This window comes from Ekhidna algicida, assembly GCF_051379705.1.
Lineage (GTDB): Bacteria > Bacteroidota > Bacteroidia > Cytophagales > Cyclobacteriaceae > Ekhidna.
In genome coordinates this window covers 1,925,452-1,947,449 of the sequence record NZ_CP179868.1, presented here as the reverse complement: position 1 = coordinate 1,947,449, position 21,998 = coordinate 1,925,452, and the positions used below count along the sequence as shown (strand labels likewise).

The following is a 21,998-nucleotide window of genomic DNA, read 5'->3' as shown; positions in this document are numbered from 1 at the left end:
AAAGAAAAATTTATTCGATATAAGAACTAACCAAGTCCCTCAGTTTCAGTGTCCCATGAAGAAAATCAACCAAATAATTATCAATACGGGAAGTAGAATCGGTATGGAAAATTTAATAATGTAGGAAAAGAAAGATGGCATTTTAATACCTACTTGCTCAGCGATTGACTTCACCATGAAATTAGGCCCGTTACCAATGTAAGTAAAGGCTCCAAAGAATACTGCTCCTAATGAAATAGCCATTAAGTCTAGTAATGAGTCTTTATATTCATTATTGGCAAATGCAATCACCTCTTGCATCTTGTTTACATCAGCTCCAACACTAGCCATTGAGGCGGTAAGGAAGTTGACATAGGTAGGTGCATTATCTAGAAAGCCACTGAGAATTCCAGTGCCCCAATAAAGTGTACTAGGACCAATCAGAGCTTCACCTTTAGGCGATTGTGCAAACTCGCTTACAAGTTCTAATGCAGGCATCATAGTGAAGAAAATGCCGATGAAAAGAAAAGCAACCTCTCGTATCGGCTCAAAGCTGAACTCATTGCCTTGCATAGCTTGCAGATCTGAAAACTGATACGAACCAAATGCAGCCATTAGCATAATAATTTCTCTCAGATAAGAAAATTTTTGGCCCTCATATTCAATTCCTGGAACCCATTCAAAAACATTTGGATCTAGAAAAACGGCGGCAACTACCACACCCAACCAAAGAAAGTTTCTGCGACCCTTCAAAGAAATAGCTCCGGTAGGCGGCTCTTCCTCTTCTTCCTCACCGCGCATTAAAGCATAGTTGCTTTTATTCCTTATGTCAAAGAGGTAGAAAAACACCAATAACAAAATGCATGCAATGGCCCATGGAACTAAGTTGTGAACCACCGTCCACTGAAAAGGAATTCCTTTTAAGAAGCCAAGAAACAGAGGAGGATCTCCAATAGGAGTAAGTGAACCTCCAACATTACTTACAATGAAAATGAAAAATACAATGTGGTAAGGCTTAATTCTATTTTTGTTCAGACGAATAAATGGGCGTATCAAAAGCATCGATGCTCCAGTTGTGCCTATAATATTTGCAATAACTGCTCCTACAGCCAATATCAATAAATTCGTTAGTGGCCTAGCTTCCTTGTCTACGACGATCAAAATTCCACCTGAAGCCACAAACAACCCCGTGAGTAAGGCTATAAATTGAATATACTCGGCCGCAGAATGCACCGGACTATGTTGGTTGTGAAGAAAGAATAAATAATATGTACAGACCAGAAATGCCAAAATGATTGAAATGACCGGATAGCTTTTGTGCCAGAAATGTGGGTAAAAAAGTGGGCCTGTTGCTATCATCACCAAGAGCAATACGAAAGGGAAAACACTCCACAGTGCCGGCCTCTCGGATGTATGACCATCCTCAGATACATCGTGTTCCAGTGTTTGATGTGTTTCTTGTTGCTCTTGCATAGGAGTATCGCTGGCGTAAGCCACGACAATCACTGTCATTAATAGAATGGCAACAAGAATTCTCCCGATCATTAGGCGATTACTGGATTTATACTAAAGATATCATTAGCTCAGACAAAAACAAACCTAGTTATAATCAAACAAGCTTATTTAATGAAATTGTAAAGGCGGTCTCAGCCAGGTTTACGCGGGAATTGTTTTCCTTGTGCACAGCCTGCAACGCATCGCCAATAGTTTTTGAGCAATCGTTGAAGATGTCAGCGTCCGTCAAAACATCATCATTGTCTGGGTCCATAAGAAAAGCAAAAGTTCGCGCCATTCCGCAGTTGGCAATGAAATCCGGCAAAAGAGACACCTTCTTATCAACGAACTCTGCAATTGGGCCGTAGAAGATCTCTAGGTCGCTAAATGGTACGTTTGCTCCACAAGAAACTGCCTCCAAACTATTGTTAATCATTGACTCTGCCTGCTCTCTTGAAACGAGCCTCGAGGCAGCTGCAGGAATAAAAATCTCCGCACCCATTGACCAAATTTCTTTATTGATTTTGTCAAATGGGATTAAGTTTTCGGCTACTAATTTATTTCCTTCTTTATCATGGAATAGCTTTTTAATTTCGTCCAATGTGAATCCGTCTGGATTCATCAATCCACCCACTCGATCTATGATACCAACCACTTTCACACCATACTTGGCCAAGTACAAAGCAGCCGTAGATCCAACATTTCCCCATCCTTGAATGATGGCTCTTTTTTCCCCAATATTGCCTCCCCAGATTTGATAATAATGGCGAACTGCTTCAGCCACACCATATCCTGTGATCATATCCGCTACCACATACTTTTTTGGAGAGTTAGGGACGTATTCCTGATCTTCTAAAACTTTTGAAACTCCTTGTCTAAGTCTACCCAGCATGTGAATTTTTTTCGGCTTGCGAGGGTTAAAATGGCCATTGACAATGCCTTCTTGCGGATGCCATAATCCGAAATCTTCGGTAATTGGAATCACTTCATGAATTTCATCTACATTCAAATCACCACCAGTTCCATAATAGTTTTTAAGGAGTGGATAGACCGCATGATACCACCTTTTAAGCACGCCTTCTTTTCTTGGATCATTAGGATCGAAGTTGATTCCAGACTTAGCTCCACCAATTTGAGGTCCCGAGACGGTGAATTTGATTTCCATTGTTTTTGCAAGAGATTCTACCTCTCTCTTATCCAAGCCAACCCGCATTCGAGTGCCACCACCAGCAGCTCCGCCTCTTAATGAGTTTATTACTACCCAACCTTCTGCTTCTGTTTCAGCATCAGACCATTCGAAAACGATCTCTGGGGTTTTATCTTCAAATTTTTTTAGGAGTTCTTTCATCTGTCGTACTTCAAATATTTTGAGGGCGCAAATCTAATCATTAAGGAAGATGAATCACACCCGAGGAGGTGTCTTTGCTTGCACCAGTTACCGATGCTAAGGTGTTTATTTCATTTCTCATTCGTTTGAGGGCCAAAAAAGCAAAGACCAATGACTCCTTAAATTCAATCAGTTTAGAATCTGAGGCACTAATGTCCCAGTTTTCGAGTTTGCTCCGAATAAGATCAATCAAATACCCGTTAAAAGCACCTCCGCCCGTGATTAGAAGTTTAGAGCCATTCGATTCACAAAGGCTTTGTAGAACCTGATCGGCTATTATATGAGAATAGGTATGAAGTCCATTCATCGGCTCAACTCCTTTAAGAATACTTTCTTCAATAAAATTATTCGGCAATGACTTGGGTGGTGCTTTTTCGAAATAATCTAAGCTAGAAACCTTAGTGTAAAACGCTTGGTCAAATTTTCCTGACTTGGCAAAATCGCCATTCTTGTCATAGGCTTTACCCAATTTCTCAGCAAAATAGTTGAGCACCTGATTGCATGGGCAGATGTCCCAGGCAGTTTTATTTTCTATTAAGGAGATGTTCGCAATCCCACCAAGGTTTAGGCAGGCATCATAGCTACTGAATAAGTGAAAGTCGCCAAACGGAACTAAAGGAGCACCTTGTCCTCCTTCTTGAACATCCAATGTCCGAAACTCTGTCACCGTGGCAATGCCTGTTTCTGAGGATATAGCGGAACCATCCCCAAGCTGCCAGCTGACGTGTTCGGAAGGCTTATGAACGACTGTATGACCATGCACACCCAATAAGTCGGGCGGAGTTTGGTTGATAATAAACTCATTAATACACGTAGAAATCCATTGACCAAAATCAACATCCAACCTTCTAAGATGGTTTTTTGATTGAGAAGATGCAGTTTTAAGGCGGTTGAACAGGTTAATTGGATACGGTATTACACAGCATTTCTCGAGCTGGTATATCCATCCATTTGGTGTGTTTTTAAAGTTGACATAGGCAAGATCAAGTCCGTCCATAGAAGAGCCAGCCATCGCCCCCACCACCGAATAAGATGTTTTGTCTTTCCTTTGTGAAACCATGAGCGAAAAGTTAGAAGTAATATTGGTGGATATTGGCAATAGCTCCATTAAAACTACAGCGGTAATTGGCGGCAGCTTTGATGACACCATCACGTGGAAAAAAATGGAAGAAGTTTTTGCGGCTTACCTAAACATTCCTATGATGATATCTTCAGTAAGAAAATTAGCTCAAGATATCCCGGAGGGTAATCATATCAATCTGCTATCGTATCAAACACCTCTGCCAATCAAATTGAATTATAACACACCGGAAACCCTCGGAGCAGACCGTATTGCAGCAGCAGTTGGAGCACTGGAAGTGTTTCCAAATAAAGACAACTTGGTTATTGATTTAGGCACTTGTATGACTATCGACCTGATAGATGTAAATGGGGTTTTCCACGGCGGCATTATTTCACCTGGATTGACAATGAGAATGAAAGCAATGGCCAATTATACAGACCAATTACCGGACATTTCCATGGAATGGAATGGTATTGATTCAGACGAATTGGGCAAATCAACCAAAGAATGCCTTTTTAGTGGATCTTTCTGGGGGATTATTCACGAAATAAATGGCGTTGTACGGACATTAGAGAAGGATTTCACAAGTCTTAACACGATATTGACAGGAGGAGACGCTCATTTCTTTGAATCCAAACTAAAAGCTCACATCTTTGCTGGCTCAAAAATTGTGCAGAAGGGTCTATATAGAATTTGGAAGTATCAAGGAAATGCGAATTTAAGCTGATATCACAGATCAGGAGATTGGTTTAAGGGACTAAGTTGTTTTTAGTGTTAGTTCAAAAAGCATTCCATGTGGCCGTTGAAAAGTTGGAAACACACATGAAAAGGATTTTAACAGGGATTGCCTGTTTAGTATTAGTACAGTTCATTCAAGCCCAATCGATCTATTCGTTTCAGGGTCTTGGAAGTTTGAACCACCAAGGAATGCCAAATAATATTGGCATGGGTGAGGTAGGAATAGGAACTCCTACTGTATGGAACATTAATACACAAAACCCTGCAAACCTTATTTACAATTCATTTAGCACCTTTCAGGTAGGCCTTCAAGTTGATAATAGAAGCTTTTCCGGAGATGAGGTTTCTGGGTCAGACACCGATGGTGGCTTGAGATTTTTGGCATTTGCTTTTCCTATTATACCTGGCAAATGGTCTTCTTCATTTGGTATTTTGCCATATAGCTCAGTCAGCTACAATACGTTCTCTGAAGGAAATGTCCCAGGCACTGATGAAACAGTAGGCCAGCTTTCAAACAACAGAGGTGAGGGCGGACTAACAAACTTCTATTGGGCCAATGGTTTCAGCATTAAAAGGAAGCTATATGTTGGTCTTAGAACCACTTATACGTTTGGATCAATTGAAAAAACATCCACTATTTCCATTTCTGGCAATGATGTTGGTGTGAGTAACGTTTCCTATCAAGAGCTGGAATCGTATTCAGACGTAAACTTTCTTCTGGGTCTGGGATACAGACAAAAAATATCTGACGAACGATTCGTAAACTTTGGAGCGACTTTTTCACCTAAAAGTCCGCTGAATGGTTCATCCGAGTTGTCATTAATACGACTATCCAATACTGGAAGAACGATAGAGACAATTCCTGTGGGTACAGAAACCATACAATTTGACTTGCCAACTACATATGGCTATGGCATGTCATATGAAAAATTAAACAGTTATAAAATAGGATTTGATATAGAGGCCCATAGTTGGAGCAATGCAGGAAGCGAGTCTCAGGATTACAATAATTCTGTGAAGTTTGCGATGGGTGCGGAGTGGATTCCAGACTGGGATAATGTAAATAGCTATTGGAAGCGTGCCAAGTATACGGCCGGGTTTAACTATCACAAGCTTCCATACATCGTAAATAATCAGGCACTTATTGATTTTGGTATTAATTTTGGTGCCTCTTTACCAGTAAGTGGTTATTCAAGTTTAGACTTAGCCTTCAAATGGGGGACGCTTGGAGAATCAACGAACGGATTAATTAAGGAAACCTACTACAAGGTTGTTATAGGAGCAACCGTAAATGATAGATGGTTTGTAAAAAGAAAGTATGACTAGCAAATAGAGAGTTATGAAGATGATTACCAAAATACTCGGAGCAGCTTTTTTTCTAACACTGGCAATCAGTGTCAATGCCCAGAACGGATGGAACTGGGGGGAGCAAGTAGACATTGCCAAAGAAAAAAATGTACTCTACACAGATGCAAAAAAAGCAAAGAACTACAAGGCTGCCCTAGCACCTCTGAATTGGCTTTTAGAAAATACACCTGACTTAAATCCATCTATCTATATCAATGGTGTGGAGATATATCAGGAGCTCGCAAAGAAAGAAACCGAAGCAGCAAAAAAGAAAGAATATGTTGAAACCGGATGGGCGCTATTTGATAAGCGGGCCGAAATGTATCCGGATGATAAAGCAGACATCATTGAACGAAAAGCGATTTATGGCTATACGTTCTACAAGAAAGAAAAAGATGAATATTTCCGTGTGCTGGAAGTTTTTCAAAAAGCATTTGATCAGAATGGAGCTGATATGAATAGAGGCGCACTTGTTGCTTTTATGGATATGACATATAAAAACTACCTCTACAAACGTCTGACCGACGAGCAGGTAATTGATACATATTCTGCTATCTCTGAAGCTCTATCCGAGCAAAGAAAAAATGCTAGTGAAACGGAGAGAAAGAAAATTGATGGTTCTTCTGATTTAGTTGATAGACTACTCACTGCCACCAAAGTGGAAATAAGCTGCGAATTTGTTGAAGAAAAACTTGGTCCAAAACTTCAAAATGAAAATGATGTTAACATGGCTAAGCAAATCTTCAGACTCATGCTGAAGGGGAAATGCCTGGACAGTCCATTGGCTCTCAAAGCGGCCGGTATTATTCAAGATGACGAACCTACATACGGAGTAGCCAAGTTTCTTGCTCAGAAAAATGGTCAGGATGGTAACGATGGAAAGGCTATTGAATATTTTCAGGAAGCAGCTGGCCTAACTGACGATAACAGTGAAAAAGCTGAGATGTATGTAAATATTGCTAGCATTCAAAGAAAGAACGGGCAGAAGTCAACTGCTAGAAACAGCGCTAGACGAGCTCTTTCATTTGATCCATCACACAAAGATGCCTACAAACTGATTGGTGATTTATATATGAGCAGTTTTGATGATTGCAAGCAAGAGCAGAGTCAAGTACAAGATAGAGCAATCTTCATCGCGGCTTACAATGAGTATAGAAAAGCAGGAAACAGTGCTGGAATGGCCGCTGCAAAAGGTCAATTTCCATCTATCGAAGATATCTTTAACGAAGGGAAAGAGGAAGGCGAGTCCTTGACCATTGGATGTTGGATTAACGTAACAGTAGCTCTTGAGAGACGACCAGCAAACTAATATTATTCCCAAAAAAATCATTAATGCGACCTGGAAGGTACTTCCAGGTCGCTTTTTAGTTTTAGGTCTTTGGGTGGTTGTCTTCGCTTGCAATCAGCGCAAGGACCTCATTGACCAACCTTTATATGAAGGTCCATTGTCTTCCATGGACAGTGCGGTTACTCAAATGAGCGATTCAGGCATAGTAGTAATGCAACTTGAAACGGCACTTCAAAACAATTTTGAGAACGGAGATCGAGAATGGCCTAGCGGCTTTCGGATTAATTGGTACAACAGCAGAGGACAAGTGACCAGTTACTTTACTGCAAATTATGTTTACTTCACCAAGGCTGAGAATCTCTATCGAGCAGAGGGGAACGTAATCGTAAAGAGCTATGCAAATCAGGACGAACTAAATACTGAAGAGCTGTTTTGGAACCAAACAGAAGAAAGATTCTTCACCGACAAGTTTGTAACGATAAATTCAGATGGAGAAGTACACACAGGCGAAGGGATGCAATCAAATCAGGATTTCACAGAGTACCGCATCCTAAAACCAAAAGGAACGTTTACTTTAGAAGATGATCCTGGCAGCCCAGCCCAACGAGATATTCCATTGACACCAGCTAAGCAGAATTAATGAAACTATTTGATGTCATACTCTTTGTATTGGTATTTTGTACCTTCATTGTAGGTGTGGATCAGGCGATCGTGGTGGGGCTCGCAGAGTCTTACTGGATTTTTATGTTTAGTATAGCACTCTTATTTTTATATGGTTATCGAAAGGGCCAACGTCAAGCCCGAGAAAAGGAGACATTGAAATTCTCCAAAAATCAAAAGAAAAAGAAGCGAAAGCATGGATGATCCGTTCCCCTATTTGATCATACTTCTCTGTTTACTATTCTCGGCATTTTTTTCCGGTATGGAAATCGCTTTTGTTTCTGCAGACAAGCTTCACATTGAGGTACTGAAGAAAAAAGGTAACCTGGCAGGACGTATTCTGGCATTGTTTACCGGAAATCAATCTCAGTTTTTGGCAACTATGTTAGTTGGAAACAACATCGCCTTGGTATTATATGGCATATTTATGGCCAGCCTGCTTGAGCCAATAATTGTTTCATTGTTGCCTACAGCTCTTGCCACAGATATAATAGTGCTGATCATACAATCAGTTTTCTCAACATTTTTGGTGCTTCTTGCAGCAGAGTTTCTCCCCAAAAGTTTATTTCTGATAAACCCTGATTTTTCGCTCAGGCTATTCGCCTTCCCAATGGGACTGGTGTATGTGCTGATGTTTCCGGTGGTTTACCTAGTGGTAAAAATATCTGCGCTTTTCATCTGGATGTTTGGCTATCGACTTTCTGATGAAAAACCGGTTTTCGGCCTCACTGATCTAAACAACTATATCAAGAACAATATTCTCAATATTAAAGAAGAGGAGGAAGCAGAAATTGATGCCAAGATTTTTAACAACGCTATCGAATTTAAGACGATCAAGGTTCGTGAATGTATGATTCCAAGAACAGAAATCATCGCAGTAGATGTGAATGACACTTTGGAAGAACTTAAGGAATACTTTGTTGAAAGTGGTCATTCGAAGGTTCTTGTATATAAAGAGTCAATCGATGATGTGATAGGGTATTGTCATGTTTTGGAATTGTTCAAAAAGCCGGAAGATATCAAATCGATTTTGACAGAGATCCCTATCGTCCCGGAAACCATGCTGGCCAATGAACTACTGATCCAGTTTATCACCGATCGAAAAAGCCTTGCTCTGGTAGTAGATGAATACGGCGGAACTTCAGGACTTGTAAGTATTGAAGACGTAATTGAAGAAATTTTCGGAGAGATCAGAGATGAACATGATGACGAATACCTGACTGAGCAAAAGTTGGATGAGCACAACTTTATATTTAGCGCGAGGCACGAGATTGATTATCTCAATGATGAGTATAAACTATCACTACCGGAAGGTGAGTATGATACTTTAGGCGGTTTGATATTTGCCTACCATGAGGATATTCCTGACGTAAACGAGGTTATTGAAATTCCTCCTTTTATCATAACAATTTTCACTATGGAGGAAAATAGAATCGACAAGGTGAAATTGACCCTGATTAATACTGAAGAGTTCGCCTAGATGAATTTGTTCTATGCATGCTTCAAGGTTTTGATGAAGCTAATGCTTCAATCTTATTTTCATAAGATCAAGATTGAAGGCAAAGAGAACGTGCCAAGAAATACTCCACTTATCGTAACCCCCAATCATCAGAATGCCTTTTTGGATGCGCTTTTGGTTGGAGCTTTTATCCCAATTCCACTTCATTATCTGACCAGACAAGATGTATTCACCTGGTGGAGTAGACCACTGCTGCAGCTCATGAACATGATGCCTATTTACCGGATTCGCGATGGATATTCCAAGCTGTCGCAAAATGAAGAAGTATTTGCCGGGTGTCGTGATCTTTTTGAAAAGGATGGGTCAGTTTTGATCTTTGCTGAAGGCAATCATGGGAGACACCACTTCCTAAGGCCATTAACCAAAGGAGCTGCCCGGTTAGCTCTTCAATCCGAAGTGGCATTGGACAAGAATCTCATGGTGCTTCCCGTTGGTTTAAACTATTTCGACCATCAGAGAGCAAACTCAACTGTGATCATCAATTTTGGAAAGCCGATTCCAGTAAGTGATTATTTACAGAAATATGAGACCGACAAAGCTAAAGGACTCATAGAGATACGTGATGGTATGAGTGATGGTATGAAGAGCGTCTTGGTTTTACCAGAAGAGACACCTGACTATGAGGAACGCGCGAAAAAAATCTTTCAGGAAAATCATGAAAACCTCTCTTTCAACGAGTTAAAATCATTGGACACTTCCAAGGTCACCATTCAAAAGAAAAGAAGAAAGAGGCATCGTTTAGCTTGGGTTTTAAATCCATTGCCGTTGTTGGTAATTACAAAAATTGTTGGGCGAATCGATGATGTGGTATTTCATTCCTCACTGAAATTTGGGATTGGATTAGTAGTATTTCCAATCTGGTGGCTTCTGATTTTTTTCACAATGTTTGCACTTGTGGGAATTAATATTGCCCTTCTGATGGTTATAGTTATGATTACCGGACTATACTACAGCTATCAAAGATGATTGAAATTGTTAATTACCAACCTATGTATGCCCAGGCATTCAAGGAACTAAATGAGGCATGGATTAACGAATATTTCACCATGGAAGATTCAGATCGCAGGATGCTGAATGATCCTCAGGAATATATCCTGGACAAAGGCGGAGCAATAATTATTGCATTGTTGGAAGGCAAGCCTGTTGGGACATGCGCTTTGATCAAGATGGAGAATGGAGTTTTTGAATTGGCCAAAATGGCTGTTTCTACGGAGGCACAAGGCAAGAAAATAGGCTGGAAGGTAGGTTTGGCTACCCTTGAGAAAGCCAAAGAACTTGGCGCTGAAAAGGTCTATCTTGAAACAAATAGTGTGCTAAAACCAGCAATATCTCTTTACTACAAGCTTGGATTTAAAGATGTAGAAGGTTATGATTCACCGTACAATCGCTGCAACGTACAAATGGAAATGTCAGTTTAGACGTCCTTTTAGGAACTTAGCCCGATCGTAAATCAATGTTCCTTTGGGATCCCACTCCCTTGTGATATGTGGATTGAACTTGAAGTCAAAAGGGTCGGTGGGATACACAACCTCTCGTTTTACTCTTCCTCCATCATAGTACTCTCGCCATAAACCTACCTTGTGGCCGAACTTATATTCACCTCTAACTGCTAGCGACCCATCCTCATGAAACGCCCAGTACTCTCCGTCTCTTTCACCATAATGGACAGGGATCACTTCTCGCAATTTGGTTTTTTTGAAATCATAGTAAGCAAGTCTTGACTCCTGAGGCCATCCTTTCCACCAATACGCTTTGTCTTGCAGGATGTCGTGCCGATTGAAACGTACCCACCTCCGATGCTTGAGGCCTTTGTAGTACCATCCCTGTTCGATGATTTGATCTCCGACCCTTTTTTCGTAAGGGCCATGTAGAACTCCGGCATTTCTCTGATCTACTCTGAGCGAATTGATGATTTTCTTTTTCTTGTAATCATACCAGTAGAAATCCGATGCATACTCCGGCGGACCGACATACTCTTTGAGTACATTGAAAAGGTCAAGAATTACATCGTTGCCTCTTATGGTTCGAGTAAAGGCCTTTCGGGTTTTCAACCCAAAGTATACGTTTCGCTTTACTTTTTTTTCCTTTTTAACCGGTGCAATTACATCCTCTTCCTCTTCTTCCAAATCGAGAGTAAGAGGCGTATCATAGTCTACCTTGAAAAGGTCTTCCAAGGACTCTTCTTCTTGTGCAAACACAGCAAGCCTCACAAAAATGAGGCTTGCTACTAAGAATATTTTAAGCTGAATTTTCATTCAGTAATTGTTTGTTTTTTACTCCCCAGCTCCGCGGCTGATCGCTTCTCCAAAAAACAACGCATTCATGAAGATTTTATTGGTACCATACCAGAATGCTCTGAAGTTTGGATTGTCCGCCAAAGTAATCACTTTTCCGCGACCTACATTAGAAACAGTTACGGCAGGTGAATTTTTGAATCGATCCAGATTCTCTTCAGAAACATACCCTGAAAGCAGCGGGCTTTCTGAATACACCAATGGATTGGCATACGCATTCTCCGATTTTTCCATTACCAGGTTGTGATTTCTAAAAAGCGCCATGCGATCACTCTCCATTCCATAAGCAAGCGGATGAGTCAAGTCGACTTTTGCTTCGAAAATCGAACCACCGGTTACTTGCGCACCACGCTCCGCATCTAGATTAGCATAAGTCTTAAATGTATCTTCTTTATCTTCATCCTCATCACTCGAGGCATATTTAACCTTGGTAATTTCAGCATCAGAAAGCCACTTACCTCCATTTTTCCAGGCGATAATCAAACCACCTTGCGATACCCAGTCTTTAAGATTTTTCTTTTGAGAATCGCTCACTGATCCCCACATATTTGGAATAATGATGCGATTATATCTGGAAAGATCACGACCCAATCGATCTACTGGGAGTAGTGTTGCCTTCATCTTATAGCGTTGGTCAAGCAAGTGCCACACCTCTCCGGCTTCATAACTACTTACACCACCTTCAACTAAAATCGCCACTTTGGGCTCTTTCAATGTTGTATGACTCCTACTACCTAGATCTACCCCGGATTTTGCCAAACCTGTATTGAGTGCATATACATTCACAGCATCTTCCTTTACTATTTGATCAATGATCTGCTCGATCCATTGACGCTTGTTTTCCTGCACTCCGACAGGTATTATCATCGTTCCTCTTGGATACGTGCGAGAGCCATCAAAGTGTGATTGGTTGAGCATTTGTACCACAATCTTCTTGCTTAGCAATCGATTTGCAGCTCGCTGTACCAAATAGCCATACGGTTCAATGGCGTAGGCATAAGCTCCTTTGCTGCCAATTAAAGAAGCCGTTGGCATGTCCGGATTATCAATTTTGTCGCCCATAGTTCCGCTCAAGTCTTTACTTCCAAGTTCTGCATAAGGCAGATTGAATGCCAGGGGCATAGTCCAGGTAGACACGTCGTAGAACAGACTATCGTTGAATGAGGTACGAGTTTCGAAGATCGCTTTTGCAAGTCGATATTGCGGTTGATTCATCGGCACTACATAAGCATTGTCAGCCTCGAAAGACCGTCCACCTTTATTCATATTTTTTGCCAGTGGATACACATCGATTTTGTGCTGCACTAGCATCTTGGCTAGTTCATAATTTTTGATTGGATCTTTTCTTGAACCGAAAACATAGGCCTTTACAGCATCTCGAGATGCCAGATTTGATGCACTTTGGTAAAAGTCCTTCTGATAATCCAGAAATTCTTTTCTATGAGCAATACCTGAGGCAAGCGTAGAAAGGGATGTCGTGAAATGATTGCGCACGGCCATTGGGAAAGTCAAGATTCCATAATCGTTTTCTTGCGCATGGCCTCTGGAGCTAGCTTGTTCAAACAAGATGCCGACGCTACCATTTACATCAGGATAGGTTGATCCTTTACCTATGTAAAAGTCGTCAAAGCTTTCTTCGCTGTAATAAAGAGAGCCGATTTCATCAAGGTATTTTGCATGGAAGGCAGCCATCTTATGAGTCAGGTCTACATTCTTGTCCGGCGTCCATGGGAATTTTCTAGATGGAATACCCGGCTGGAAAAAGAAAGTCGAATTGGTGCCCATTTCGTGATGATCCGTCAAGATATTTGGTTTCCACTCATGGAAGCGTGCTATACGAGCTCGGGATTCCGGGTGAGCTAATGGTAGCCAATCTCTGTTCAGATCAAACCAATAGTGATTGGTTCTTCCACCAGGCCAGGCTTCCCGATACTCTCTATCGTTCGGATCCGGGTTGATAACGTGTGACCTGTGCATGTTTACCCAGGTAGAGAACCTATGCAGTCCATCAGGATTATATGAAGGATCTAAAATGATTATGGAATTTTCCAGCATTTCATCGATTTTAGGGCCAATTGCTGCAGCTAAATAGTAGGCAGATAGAAGTGAAGCATTTGATCCACTTGCTTCATTTCCATGGATGGAATACCCCAACCAAATCACAATAGGCATGTCATCAGTACTCATCGATCCAGAAGTAGACGGATCTGTTAGTTTTTTATGGTCGGCCTTGATCTGATCCAGGTTTGCCAGGTTGGCAGGGTTGGAAATCGTGAGTTGAACCAAGGGTCTGCCTTCGTATGTTCTGCCAGTTTCCTGCATAATCATCCGATCAGAAGCTTCAGATACTTCTCGTATGTAAAAAAGAAGTTGGTCATGACTGACATGCCATTCTCCAGGATGATATCCCAATACTTCCTTTGGGGTAGGGATGTCTGGATTATATGATACTCCAGATGGCAAATAATAGGTCATATCCACCTGGGCATAGGTAAAAAAGGATAAAAGGGTTAAAAGGAGGGTTAAGTTCTTCTTCATGCTTTTCAGATTTAGATGACTAATCTAACCAAATGAATAAGGAGAAAAAAGAGAGCTTTGATGGGTGGTACAAAGTCTGGATGTTCTTATTACTCCATGGTTCATTATCTTAACCATATGACGCAATCCTTAGATGTATGGAGTTTACTGATTATCATCAGTATTGCTCATAGCTTGTTTGTGATCAACCTAATCATCGCTAAAAAAAATCATAAGAGAGGTGAAGGGAAGTGGTTGCTAGGGATGATGGTTGCATTGCTTTGGATGCAGCTGGAATTTCTTGCGATTCGCTGGCCCTACGATGTTGGTGTAATGGTTTTTTATGGAACACGATTTGGATCATGGATGGTGATAGGACCGCTTTTCTTAGGTTATATTTTGTCCATAACAGGCAAGAAATCCGGAAGAGCGTATTTTGGATGGTTCGTCCCATTTATCATTTTTAGTTTGCTGGTGCCTATCCTGTTTAGCGACTTTCTTAGTTTTCGGCAGGTGCACTACGGAATGCTCACTCCTTTTGATAATCGTCCGGATGAGATCACCTGGATTCAATACCTCTACTCCACCATTTTCATCTTCCAGTTTGTCTATCTGCTTTACTTTCTTGTTCGGTCCAGGAGTGCTTTGATAGAGTACCAACTTCAGCTTGAGAAAACACAATCCTCCATCAATGAATCTGATATTCGATGGTTACGAATCATGTGGCTGGGACTTGTCCTGATTTGGGTATTTGCAATGATTTTTTTGGTGCTGCTTTTTTATACCGAGATCTACAGACGACACATGGATTATTTGTATGTTCTGCCATCTTCTATTTTGATCTATTTGGTATCCTATCGGATAGCAGGAGTAAGCTGGCAACGTCCGGTAGAGGCTACAAAATATGAAAAAAGCGGACTCAAAGCGGAGGAGGCAGATAAATACAAGGAACAGATTCATCAAGTGATTTTGGACGAGCAACTCTATTTAGTCAAAGGACTCAAGCTCCAGGATCTCGCTGATAAGCTAGACTTAAATACCCATCAGCTTTCACAACTGATCAATCAGTATTTGAATACCACGTTCTTCGATTTAATCAATGCGTATCGCGTACGTGAGGCGAAAGAGCGAATCCAGAATAATCCTCAGTACACATTGTTGCAGATCGCCTATGATTCAGGCTTCAACAACAAGACTTCCTTTGTGAATGCTTTCAAGCGTTTTGAAGGAACCACACCTTCCAGATACATGAGAAATACGGCATAATTCGGCAATCCCGATTGGAATTGTCGAATGTGATGGTCTTAGCTACTAGTCTTGAATCAAAAAAACTATGAAAAATCGATTCAAGTCTCTACTTATTTTATGTGCTGCGTTATCCACCATACCGTCATTGGGTCAAACGTATATCGTTGACGCGGGGCATTCTTCATTTCAGTCTAAAGTCATCCGCTTTGGCGTTGTGCCAGTTGTAGGCCGATTCACAGATGTAAGTGGAAAGCTGACGTACGATTCTGAGGATTTATCTAAAACCAGAGCACAGATCACAATCAAAACAGATAGTTATGATGCTAACAATGCGGGCGGTGAAGACGCAGTAAAAAGTGATGCCTTCCTTAATGTGGCTGAGTTTCCGGAGATTCGTTTTGAGCTAGCATCATTGACAGGCGAAGGTGACAAGTACAAAGCAACAGGCACAATAGAGCTTCACGGTGTTAAGAAAACGATTGAATGTCCAGTATCGATTGTTGGGCCATCCATCGATCTGCCAACCAGAAAGCAGTCGGTAGGCATCATGGGTAGTTTGATCATCGACCGAACGGAGTTTGAGGTTGGACGAGAAATGAAATTGCCCAATGGAATGGTGATCATTGACAATTCGGTCATGATCGATTTTGTGATTCTTGGAATAGCCGAATAATATGCCTCAGTTATTTCTCCTACTTGCTATTGCGTTCTTTCAAAATCCGTCACTTGAAAATGCCAAGGTAAATTTTGAAGTTACTCACATGGGCGTGCTGAAGGTGGAAGGTGAGTTTGATGAGTTGACAGGAGAGTTCAGACAAGTAGGAGATAAAGAATGGTTGATTGCCGGTGAAGTTGATGTGCGAAGTATAGATACGGATAACGATTCGCGTGACGAGACTATTCTCACTGAGCAATATCTGAATGCCGAAAACTATCCGAATATTCCTTTTGAAGCACGACTGGTGAGAAAAGGCCAGTCGATATCGTTAAATATTGATCTTGAATTACGTGGAATTGGGTTTCAATTAGCTGGTGAATTACGCGAAGAAGATGGTGTCTTGATTTCGTCACCAATCACATTCAAGCGAAGTGATATCGGTCTGGATTTTGGTTTGATGGATACGTTGATTGGCGATGAGATTGCGATTGTGATCAACTCAGGAATTGGTTCCAACATTTTGGAGAAATAAAAAAACCCACTCAATCGAGTGGGTTTAATATTTCATGTTGCGCAATGCTTAGCTCAAACTCAGTTCCACGCTTCTATTTACAAAGTCTGTAAGGTCTTTGCCTTGCAGCATGCCTTGCGACAATAAAGCCAGGTCATATGCTTGTTTCGCCAGCGTTTGTTTTGCTTCATCCGAATCAGCATCCAAGATCTTTTTGGTCATCGCATGGTTAGCGTTTACGGCTACTGACAAGGTCATTGGCATGTCGCCAAACATCATCGGGCCGCCACCGCCGGTAGCTTGCATGTCTTTCATTCTTCGGATAAACTCCGGAAGCGTGATCGTCACCGGCAAATCATCAGTTGCCATTGGCTGAACAGTCACACTGTTGTTCTTATCATCGATCGCTTTGTCAAAGATTTCCTTAAGCTTCTCCTGCTCTTTGTCTGAAAGTACTGACTCTTTCTTCTCATCCTTATCGATCAACTTATCAATCACATCTGCATCTACTCGCTGAAGCTGAAATTTCTCATTCTTTTGCTCCAGGTGATTGATGAAATGCGGGTCGATCGGGCCAGAGAGCTCGATTACATCATAGCTGCGCTTTTGTGCAGTCTCGATATATCCGTGTTGTTTTTCTTTGTTTGTGGTGTACAAGGCAACCACATTTCCATCCTTGTTGGTCTGGTTTGCTTCAATGTGCTTCTTGTATTCTTCAATCGTGAAGTGCTTGTCCTCCATGTTGTTCACCAAGACAAAATCTTTGGCTTTCTCATCAAACTTCTCTTCTGAGATCATGCCATATTTCACGAACACACCAATGTCTTCCCACTTCGCTTCGTATCCTTTTCGATCGTTTTTGAAGAGTTCGGCTAGCTTATCCGCTACCTTCTTGGTGATATAGCCATTGATTTTCTTCACATTCGAGTCCGACTGTAGGTAGCTCCTTGAAACGTTCAAAGGAATGTCCGGAGAGTCGATCACTCCGTGGAGCAGTTGCAAGAATTCAGGTACGATATCTTTCACTTCATCGGTAATGAATACTTGACGAGAATACAGTTGAATTTTGTTTTTCTGTAGATCGAAATCCTTTTTCAACTTAGGGAAGTAGAGTACTCCGGTAAGGTTGAAAGGATAATCCACATTCAGATGAATCCAGAAAAGTGGATCTTCGCTGAATGGATATAAAGTCTTATAGAAATCCAGGTAATCCTGATCTTTCAGATCATTGGGAGACTTGGTCCAGATTGGCTCAGTATCGTTGATGATGTTGTCCTCCTTGACCGTCTTGTATTTAGGATTTCCATCCTTGTCTTTGCCGTCCTCAACGCTCTTGTCTTTTTGTCCAAACTTGATCGGAATAGGTAAAAACTTTGAGTATTTATCCAGGATGCCTTGCAGTCTGTGATCATCAAGGAATTCTTCAGAGTCATCAGCTACATGTAGGATGATGTCCGTTCCTCGTGTTTTGCGAGAACCTTTCTTGATCTCGAAATCAGTTTCTCCAGTACAGATCCACTTGGCAGGCTCAGAACCCTCCTGATGTGAAAGCGTGTTGATTTCTACTTTCTTAGCGACCATGAAAGCCGAGTAGAATCCTAGACCGAAATGCCCGATGATCTGCTGGTTGTCTGCCTTGTCTTTGTACTTTTCTACGAACTCAGTCGCACCTGAAAATGCGATCTGGTTGATATACTTTTTAATTTCCTCAGCGGTCATCCCGATTCCATTATCAGAAATCGTGATCGTTTTCTTGTCTTTGTTGAATGACACATCGACAGTCAAATCACCAAGCTCGCCAGAGTATTCTCCGAGAGAAGCCAACTGTTTGATTTTCTGAGACGCATCTACTGCGTTGGATACCAACTCACGAAGGAAGATCTCGTGATCGGAATAGAGGAATTTTTTGATGATCGGAAAAATATTTTCCGTGTGTATCGAGATTGTACCTTTCTCTGCCATTGTCTGCTTACAATTTTTTGTTGTTACTCAGACGGCCTAAACTCAAATACTATTCCAGAGATAGAAAACTGACAGGTTGGCAGACCTGTATGTGGGTTTATTTCAATGATCTCTATTATTGGATAATTTGTTAATGCCTGCCACTCTTCGCGCTCTGAACCAGTAAGATCAGAAAATTACATCACCTAATCCGATCCGCGCTCCTCACCAGCTGCTCGTCTTTTCGGATGAAGCGATTCGCCAGAAAGTTATTGAGCATGGCTACAATAGGAAGGTAGAAGCCTATTAAGAATGTCCCTTGAACACTAGGATCAAAGAGTCCGTTTGCTTTGCTGATGTAGAGGTAGGTTCCTACAAGCGTAGCTGCAGTTAGCAACGAGAAGAGCGCATTGAGTTTTACTTGAGTCATGCGACTCTTATAGCGCGTGATGGAGAACAACATCACCAATGCTGCAGCTATCGCTCCAACTGAAAGCAAGAACGTGTCTTGGATTCCGAGGAGTTGCATCTCTTCCGTAGCTGTATTGTGCTGCTCATAGCGCAACTGAAATGCATCCATAATTGCATATTCGCGCTGCTCAGCTTCAAACTGCTGATCTGATTTTTCCCAGATCGGAAAAAACAACATTAAAATCATCGCCGTAGCAGCGATTGTCATGAAGATGGTCTGTACTCGTTGAAGCATTTTTTTCTTATTAAAGTAGTTGGCGTCCGGTTCTAAAACGTCATGCTGAATGACCCAGAAACCATTTTTATGCAAATATGGAAGTAAACAGCCATCAAATGGAAGGAATCCTACAAATTTGTCGACGTGAGGTATTTTATGGACATCAGTTACAAAGGCACCAACTTCAATGGTTGGCAGGTTCAACCCAATGGCGTGACGGTGCAAGAGGAAATTGAAAAGGCGCTTTCTACTATTTTGAAGTCCAAGATAGGAATCGTAGGAAGTGGACGAACGGACGCAGGTGTTCATGCCACTCAACAAATTGCTCATTTTGATGCGGATGAGTTTGATATGGAGAAGCTGGTGTTTAAACTCAATTCTTTTTTGAATGAGGACGTCTCAGTCAATAGTATAGTTCCTGTAAAAGATACTGTGAGTGCTCGCTTTGAAGCTTCATCAAGGAAATATCATTATCACCTTCATCAAGCAAAAAATCCATTCAAGAAAGGATTTTCCTATTGCTTCAAACCCGAGCTAGACATTGCCGAAATCAATAAAGCGTGTGAAATAATTAATGCTTGGCAGAACTTTGAGTGCTTTAGTAAGGTTCATACCGAGGTGAATCACTTTAATTGTGAAATCTTTCATGCAGAATGGAGTCAACAAGGCAGCGAACAGCTCTTTGTGATTTCAGCAAATCGGTTCTTGAGAGGCATGGTAAGAGCGATCGTTGGGACGTTGATTGATGTGGGATTAGGCAAAACCTCATTGGAAGATTTCAAGTCTATTTTGATAAGCAACGATCGAAGTAAAGCTGGCAGAGCAGTGCCGGCAGAAGGTTTGTATTTGCAAGAAGTGATTTATCCTAAAGACGTTTATCTAGACTAATACAGTGGAAAAAGAAAAGGCCAGCGGCAACATTGTAGACCTGAAAGTGCTAAGACGATTATTTGCCTTTGCTAAACCCTACATTGGTGTTTTCTACTTTCTGGTCTTCCTTACGATTACACTTAGTGTCACAGGTCCATTGCGTCCCTTTATCATTCAGCAAGCAATAGATAACAATGTGGCTCAGGGAGACTATCCCGGCTTAGTCGATATGATCTTACTGCTAGTAGGATTGCTTGTGATTCAAGCGATAGTTCAATATCTCCATACCTTTTACTCGGGCTGGCTAGGTCAAAATATCATCAAGGACATTCGAATCAAACTGTACAGACATATCCAAAGTCTGAAGCTGACCTTTTTTGATAAGACGCCTATTGGACGGCTGGTTACTCGGAATGTTTCCGATATTGAAACGTTGGCTGAAGTTTTCAGTACGGGAATCGCAGGAATTATCGCAGATGTAATGCAATTATTGGTGATCCTGGGCTTCATGTTTTGGCTTAATTGGTCGCTGACGCTCGTCAGCCTTTCGCTACTTCCACTTTTAATCTTAGCTACCTACATCTTTAAGGAAAAAATAAAGGTGGCGTTCAAAGAAGTTCGTGCAGCTGTTTCAAACCTCAACTCATTTGTTCAAGAGCACATCACCGGAATGAACATCGTCCAGATCTTTAATAGTGAGAAACGAGAGTTTGAAAAATTCAAAGAGATCAACAAAGAGCATCGAAAAGCCAACATTAATTCGGTGCTTTATTACGCCATATATTTCCCCGTTTCTGAGGTAATTCAAGCAGCAGGAATTGGACTCATCGTGTGGTATGGTGGAGGCCAATTGGTGCAAGGAAATGTAGAATTTGGAATGCTCATAGCTTTCATTTTGTATTTGCAAATGTTCTTTCGCCCAATTCGAATGATTGCAGATCGATTCAATACACTGCAAATGGGTATTGTTTCCTCCAACAGGATATTGGATTTGTTGGACAACAATGATCACATCCAGGACAACGGCTCATTTGAGCCGGAACGTGTGAACGGGGATGTGAAATTTGAAAACGTATCCTTTGCCTATGTGGAGAAAGATTATGTACTTAAAGACATTTCATTTGAAGTCAACCAAGGAGATACCATTGCTCTGGTAGGCGCAACAGGAGCAGGAAAATCATCCGTAATCAATCTTCTCAGTCGATTTTACGAAATCAACAAAGGCAATATTTATGTAGATGGTACGGATGTACGTGAGTACAATTTGTCTAACCTGAGAAATCACATAGCGGTGGTTCTGCAAGATGTATTTCTGTTTTCAGACTCTATATTGAACAATATCACTTTACGTAATCCAAACATCTCCCGGGAAAAGGTGCGAGAAGCTGCTGAGATGGTTGGAGCGCTTCCTTTCATTGAAAAGCTACCGGGTGGCTTTGATTATAATGTAATGGAACGTGGTGCAACACTTTCTGTGGGTCAGCGACAGCTGATTTCTTTCGTACGTGCCATGGTATATGATCCTAAGATTATTGTGCTTGATGAAGCTACTTCTTCAGTTGATACAGAAACTGAGGAACTGATTCAATCAGCCATACAGAAGATGATGAGCGGACGTACATCTATTGTGATTGCGCACCGATTGTCAACTATTCAGAATGCAAAACAAATCCTTGTTCTTGACAAAGGAGAGATAGTAGAGCGAGGGAATCACGATGAACTTATGGATAAAGATGGCTACTACGCACAACTTCATCAAATGCAGTATAAAGAAGTTGCTAAAGCAGTCTAATTGA

20 protein-coding genes are annotated in these 21,998 nt (G+C 41.3%); 13 read left to right on the top strand and 7 right to left on the bottom strand.

All coding sequences use genetic code 11. From position 1 onward, the window contains the following. Positions 1-45: 45 nt before the first annotated feature. The 3 genes from ACL8WY_RS08535 to ACL8WY_RS08525 all read right to left on the bottom strand — a co-directional run bounded on the left by ACL8WY_RS08535 (position 46) and on the right by ACL8WY_RS08525 (position 3,920). Positions 46-1,524, bottom strand: a complete 1,479-nt coding sequence (locus tag ACL8WY_RS08535) for a sodium:proton antiporter (RefSeq protein ID WP_436518017.1) — start codon at positions 1,522-1,524, stop codon at positions 46-48. A 64-nt stretch (positions 1,525-1,588) separates the two neighbouring features. After that, positions 1,589-2,821, bottom strand: coding sequence for a Glu/Leu/Phe/Val dehydrogenase dimerization domain-containing protein (locus ACL8WY_RS08530; protein ID WP_436518016.1), 1,233 nt, complete (start codon positions 2,819-2,821; stop codon positions 1,589-1,591). 40 nt (positions 2,822-2,861) lie between these two features. After that, positions 2,862-3,920, bottom strand: a complete 1,059-nt coding sequence (locus tag ACL8WY_RS08525; RefSeq protein WP_436518015.1) for an anhydro-N-acetylmuramic acid kinase — start codon at positions 3,918-3,920, stop codon at positions 2,862-2,864. Here ACL8WY_RS08525 and ACL8WY_RS08520 point away from each other — a divergent pair. From ACL8WY_RS08520 to ACL8WY_RS08485, 8 genes are all read left to right on the top strand, one after another. After that, positions 3,919-4,650 (top strand): type III pantothenate kinase, encoded by a 732-nt coding sequence (locus tag ACL8WY_RS08520; RefSeq protein WP_436518014.1) that lies wholly within the window; start codon positions 3,919-3,921, stop codon positions 4,648-4,650. The two genes, ACL8WY_RS08525 and ACL8WY_RS08520, sit on opposite strands and share 2 nt — an antisense overlap. Before the next feature lie 95 nt (positions 4,651-4,745). Next, positions 4,746-5,987, top strand: coding sequence for a hypothetical protein (locus ACL8WY_RS08515; RefSeq protein ID WP_436518013.1), 1,242 nt, complete (start codon positions 4,746-4,748; stop codon positions 5,985-5,987). 13 nt (positions 5,988-6,000) lie between these two features. Next, positions 6,001-7,317 carry a tetratricopeptide repeat protein gene (locus tag ACL8WY_RS08510; protein WP_436518012.1) on the top strand — a complete coding sequence of 439 codons (1,317 nt, stop codon included), beginning with the start codon at positions 6,001-6,003 and terminating at the stop codon, positions 7,315-7,317. Then, complete coding sequence (gene lptC / locus ACL8WY_RS08505) at positions 7,295-7,936, top strand: LPS export ABC transporter periplasmic protein LptC (RefSeq protein WP_436518011.1); 642 nt, start codon at positions 7,295-7,297, stop codon at positions 7,934-7,936. The genes ACL8WY_RS08510 and lptC overlap by 23 nt, the downstream gene beginning before the upstream one ends. Then, positions 7,936-8,160: a hypothetical protein gene (locus tag ACL8WY_RS08500; protein WP_436518010.1), complete on the top strand. Its 225-nt coding sequence runs from the start codon at positions 7,936-7,938 to the stop codon at positions 8,158-8,160. Before lptC ends, ACL8WY_RS08500 begins: the two co-directional genes overlap by 1 nt. Continuing rightward, positions 8,153-9,436, top strand: coding sequence for a hemolysin family protein (locus ACL8WY_RS08495; RefSeq protein ID WP_436518009.1), 1,284 nt, complete (start codon positions 8,153-8,155; stop codon positions 9,434-9,436). Before ACL8WY_RS08500 ends, ACL8WY_RS08495 begins: the two co-directional genes overlap by 8 nt. After that, positions 9,437-10,441, top strand: a complete 1,005-nt coding sequence (locus ACL8WY_RS08490; RefSeq protein ID WP_436518008.1) for a 1-acyl-sn-glycerol-3-phosphate acyltransferase — start codon at positions 9,437-9,439, stop codon at positions 10,439-10,441. Further along, complete coding sequence (locus ACL8WY_RS08485; RefSeq protein WP_436518007.1) at positions 10,438-10,893, top strand: GNAT family N-acetyltransferase; 456 nt, start codon at positions 10,438-10,440, stop codon at positions 10,891-10,893. Before ACL8WY_RS08490 ends, ACL8WY_RS08485 begins: the two co-directional genes overlap by 4 nt. Here the strand turns inward: ACL8WY_RS08485 and ACL8WY_RS08480 are convergent. Continuing rightward, positions 10,885-11,730, bottom strand: coding sequence for a toxin-antitoxin system YwqK family antitoxin (locus ACL8WY_RS08480; RefSeq protein WP_436518006.1), 846 nt, complete (start codon positions 11,728-11,730; stop codon positions 10,885-10,887). The two genes, ACL8WY_RS08485 and ACL8WY_RS08480, sit on opposite strands and share 9 nt — an antisense overlap. Before the next feature lie 18 nt (positions 11,731-11,748). Then, positions 11,749-14,307 (bottom strand): M14 family metallopeptidase, encoded by a 2,559-nt coding sequence (locus ACL8WY_RS08475; RefSeq protein ID WP_436518005.1) that lies wholly within the window; start codon positions 14,305-14,307, stop codon positions 11,749-11,751. Positions 14,308-14,424: 117 nt separating this feature from the next. Between ACL8WY_RS08475 and ACL8WY_RS08470 the strand changes: the two genes are divergently transcribed. From ACL8WY_RS08470 to ACL8WY_RS08460, 3 genes are all read left to right on the top strand, one after another. Continuing rightward, positions 14,425-15,552, top strand: coding sequence for a helix-turn-helix domain-containing protein (locus ACL8WY_RS08470; protein WP_436518004.1), 1,128 nt, complete (start codon positions 14,425-14,427; stop codon positions 15,550-15,552). 67 nt (positions 15,553-15,619) lie between these two features. Beyond that, positions 15,620-16,207, top strand: coding sequence for a YceI family protein (locus ACL8WY_RS08465; protein ID WP_436518003.1), 588 nt, complete (start codon positions 15,620-15,622; stop codon positions 16,205-16,207). Position 16,208: 1 nt separating this feature from the next. After that, positions 16,209-16,724, top strand: a complete 516-nt coding sequence (locus ACL8WY_RS08460; RefSeq protein ID WP_436518002.1) for a YceI family protein — start codon at positions 16,209-16,211, stop codon at positions 16,722-16,724. Between the two features lie 48 nt (positions 16,725-16,772). On the opposite strand, the gene htpG is transcribed toward ACL8WY_RS08460, so the two are convergent. Both htpG and ACL8WY_RS08450 read right to left on the bottom strand, forming a co-directional pair. Further along, positions 16,773-18,665: a molecular chaperone HtpG gene (gene htpG / locus ACL8WY_RS08455; protein ID WP_436518001.1), complete on the bottom strand. Its 1,893-nt coding sequence runs from the start codon at positions 18,663-18,665 to the stop codon at positions 16,773-16,775. Between the two features lie 181 nt (positions 18,666-18,846). Then, positions 18,847-19,350, bottom strand: coding sequence for a DUF4293 domain-containing protein (locus ACL8WY_RS08450; protein ID WP_436518000.1), 504 nt, complete (start codon positions 19,348-19,350; stop codon positions 18,847-18,849). Between the two features lie 126 nt (positions 19,351-19,476). Between ACL8WY_RS08450 and truA the strand changes: the two genes are divergently transcribed. Further along, the gene (gene truA / locus ACL8WY_RS08445; RefSeq protein WP_436517999.1) at positions 19,477-20,220 is read left to right on the top strand and encodes a tRNA pseudouridine(38-40) synthase TruA; all 744 of its coding nucleotides are present in this window, start codon (positions 19,477-19,479) and stop codon (positions 20,218-20,220) included. A gap of 4 nt (positions 20,221-20,224) precedes the next feature. Further along, on the top strand, positions 20,225-21,994 hold the full coding sequence (locus tag ACL8WY_RS08440; RefSeq protein ID WP_436517998.1) for an ABC transporter ATP-binding protein: 1,770 nt from the start codon (positions 20,225-20,227) through the stop codon (positions 21,992-21,994). Positions 21,995-21,998 lie beyond the last annotated feature (4 nt).

What these genes read in the sequence shown, in the direction of transcription:
- ACL8WY_RS08535 (WP_436518017.1), bottom strand. Translation starts at nt 1,524, where the DNA reads ATGATCGGGAGAATTCTTGTTGCCATTCTATTAATGACAGTGATTGTC.
- ACL8WY_RS08530 (WP_436518016.1), bottom strand. Translation starts at nt 2,821, where the DNA reads ATGAAAGAACTCCTAAAAAAATTTGAAGATAAAACCCCAGAGATCGTT.
- ACL8WY_RS08520 (WP_436518014.1), top strand. Translation starts at nt 3,919, where the DNA reads ATGAGCGAAAAGTTAGAAGTAATATTGGTGGATATTGGCAATAGCTCC.
- ACL8WY_RS08525 (WP_436518015.1), bottom strand. Translation starts at nt 3,920, where the DNA reads ATGGTTTCACAAAGGAAAGACAAAACATCTTATTCGGTGGTGGGGGCG.
- ACL8WY_RS08515 (WP_436518013.1), top strand. Translation starts at nt 4,746, where the DNA reads ATGAAAAGGATTTTAACAGGGATTGCCTGTTTAGTATTAGTACAGTTC.
- ACL8WY_RS08510 (WP_436518012.1), top strand. Translation starts at nt 6,001, where the DNA reads ATGAAGATGATTACCAAAATACTCGGAGCAGCTTTTTTTCTAACACTG.
- ACL8WY_RS08500 (WP_436518010.1), top strand. Translation starts at nt 7,936, where the DNA reads ATGAAACTATTTGATGTCATACTCTTTGTATTGGTATTTTGTACCTTC.
- ACL8WY_RS08495 (WP_436518009.1), top strand. Translation starts at nt 8,153, where the DNA reads ATGGATGATCCGTTCCCCTATTTGATCATACTTCTCTGTTTACTATTC.
- ACL8WY_RS08490 (WP_436518008.1), top strand. Translation starts at nt 9,437, where the DNA reads ATGAATTTGTTCTATGCATGCTTCAAGGTTTTGATGAAGCTAATGCTT.
- ACL8WY_RS08485 (WP_436518007.1), top strand. Translation starts at nt 10,438, where the DNA reads ATGATTGAAATTGTTAATTACCAACCTATGTATGCCCAGGCATTCAAG.
- ACL8WY_RS08480 (WP_436518006.1), bottom strand. Translation starts at nt 11,730, where the DNA reads ATGAAAATTCAGCTTAAAATATTCTTAGTAGCAAGCCTCATTTTTGTG.
- ACL8WY_RS08475 (WP_436518005.1), bottom strand. Translation starts at nt 14,307, where the DNA reads ATGAAGAAGAACTTAACCCTCCTTTTAACCCTTTTATCCTTTTTTACC.
- ACL8WY_RS08470 (WP_436518004.1), top strand. Translation starts at nt 14,425, where the DNA reads ATGACGCAATCCTTAGATGTATGGAGTTTACTGATTATCATCAGTATT.
- ACL8WY_RS08465 (WP_436518003.1), top strand. Translation starts at nt 15,620, where the DNA reads ATGAAAAATCGATTCAAGTCTCTACTTATTTTATGTGCTGCGTTATCC.
- ACL8WY_RS08460 (WP_436518002.1), top strand. Translation starts at nt 16,209, where the DNA reads ATGCCTCAGTTATTTCTCCTACTTGCTATTGCGTTCTTTCAAAATCCG.
- htpG (WP_436518001.1), bottom strand. Translation starts at nt 18,665, where the DNA reads ATGGCAGAGAAAGGTACAATCTCGATACACACGGAAAATATTTTTCCG.
- ACL8WY_RS08450 (WP_436518000.1), bottom strand. Translation starts at nt 19,350, where the DNA reads ATGCTTCAACGAGTACAGACCATCTTCATGACAATCGCTGCTACGGCG.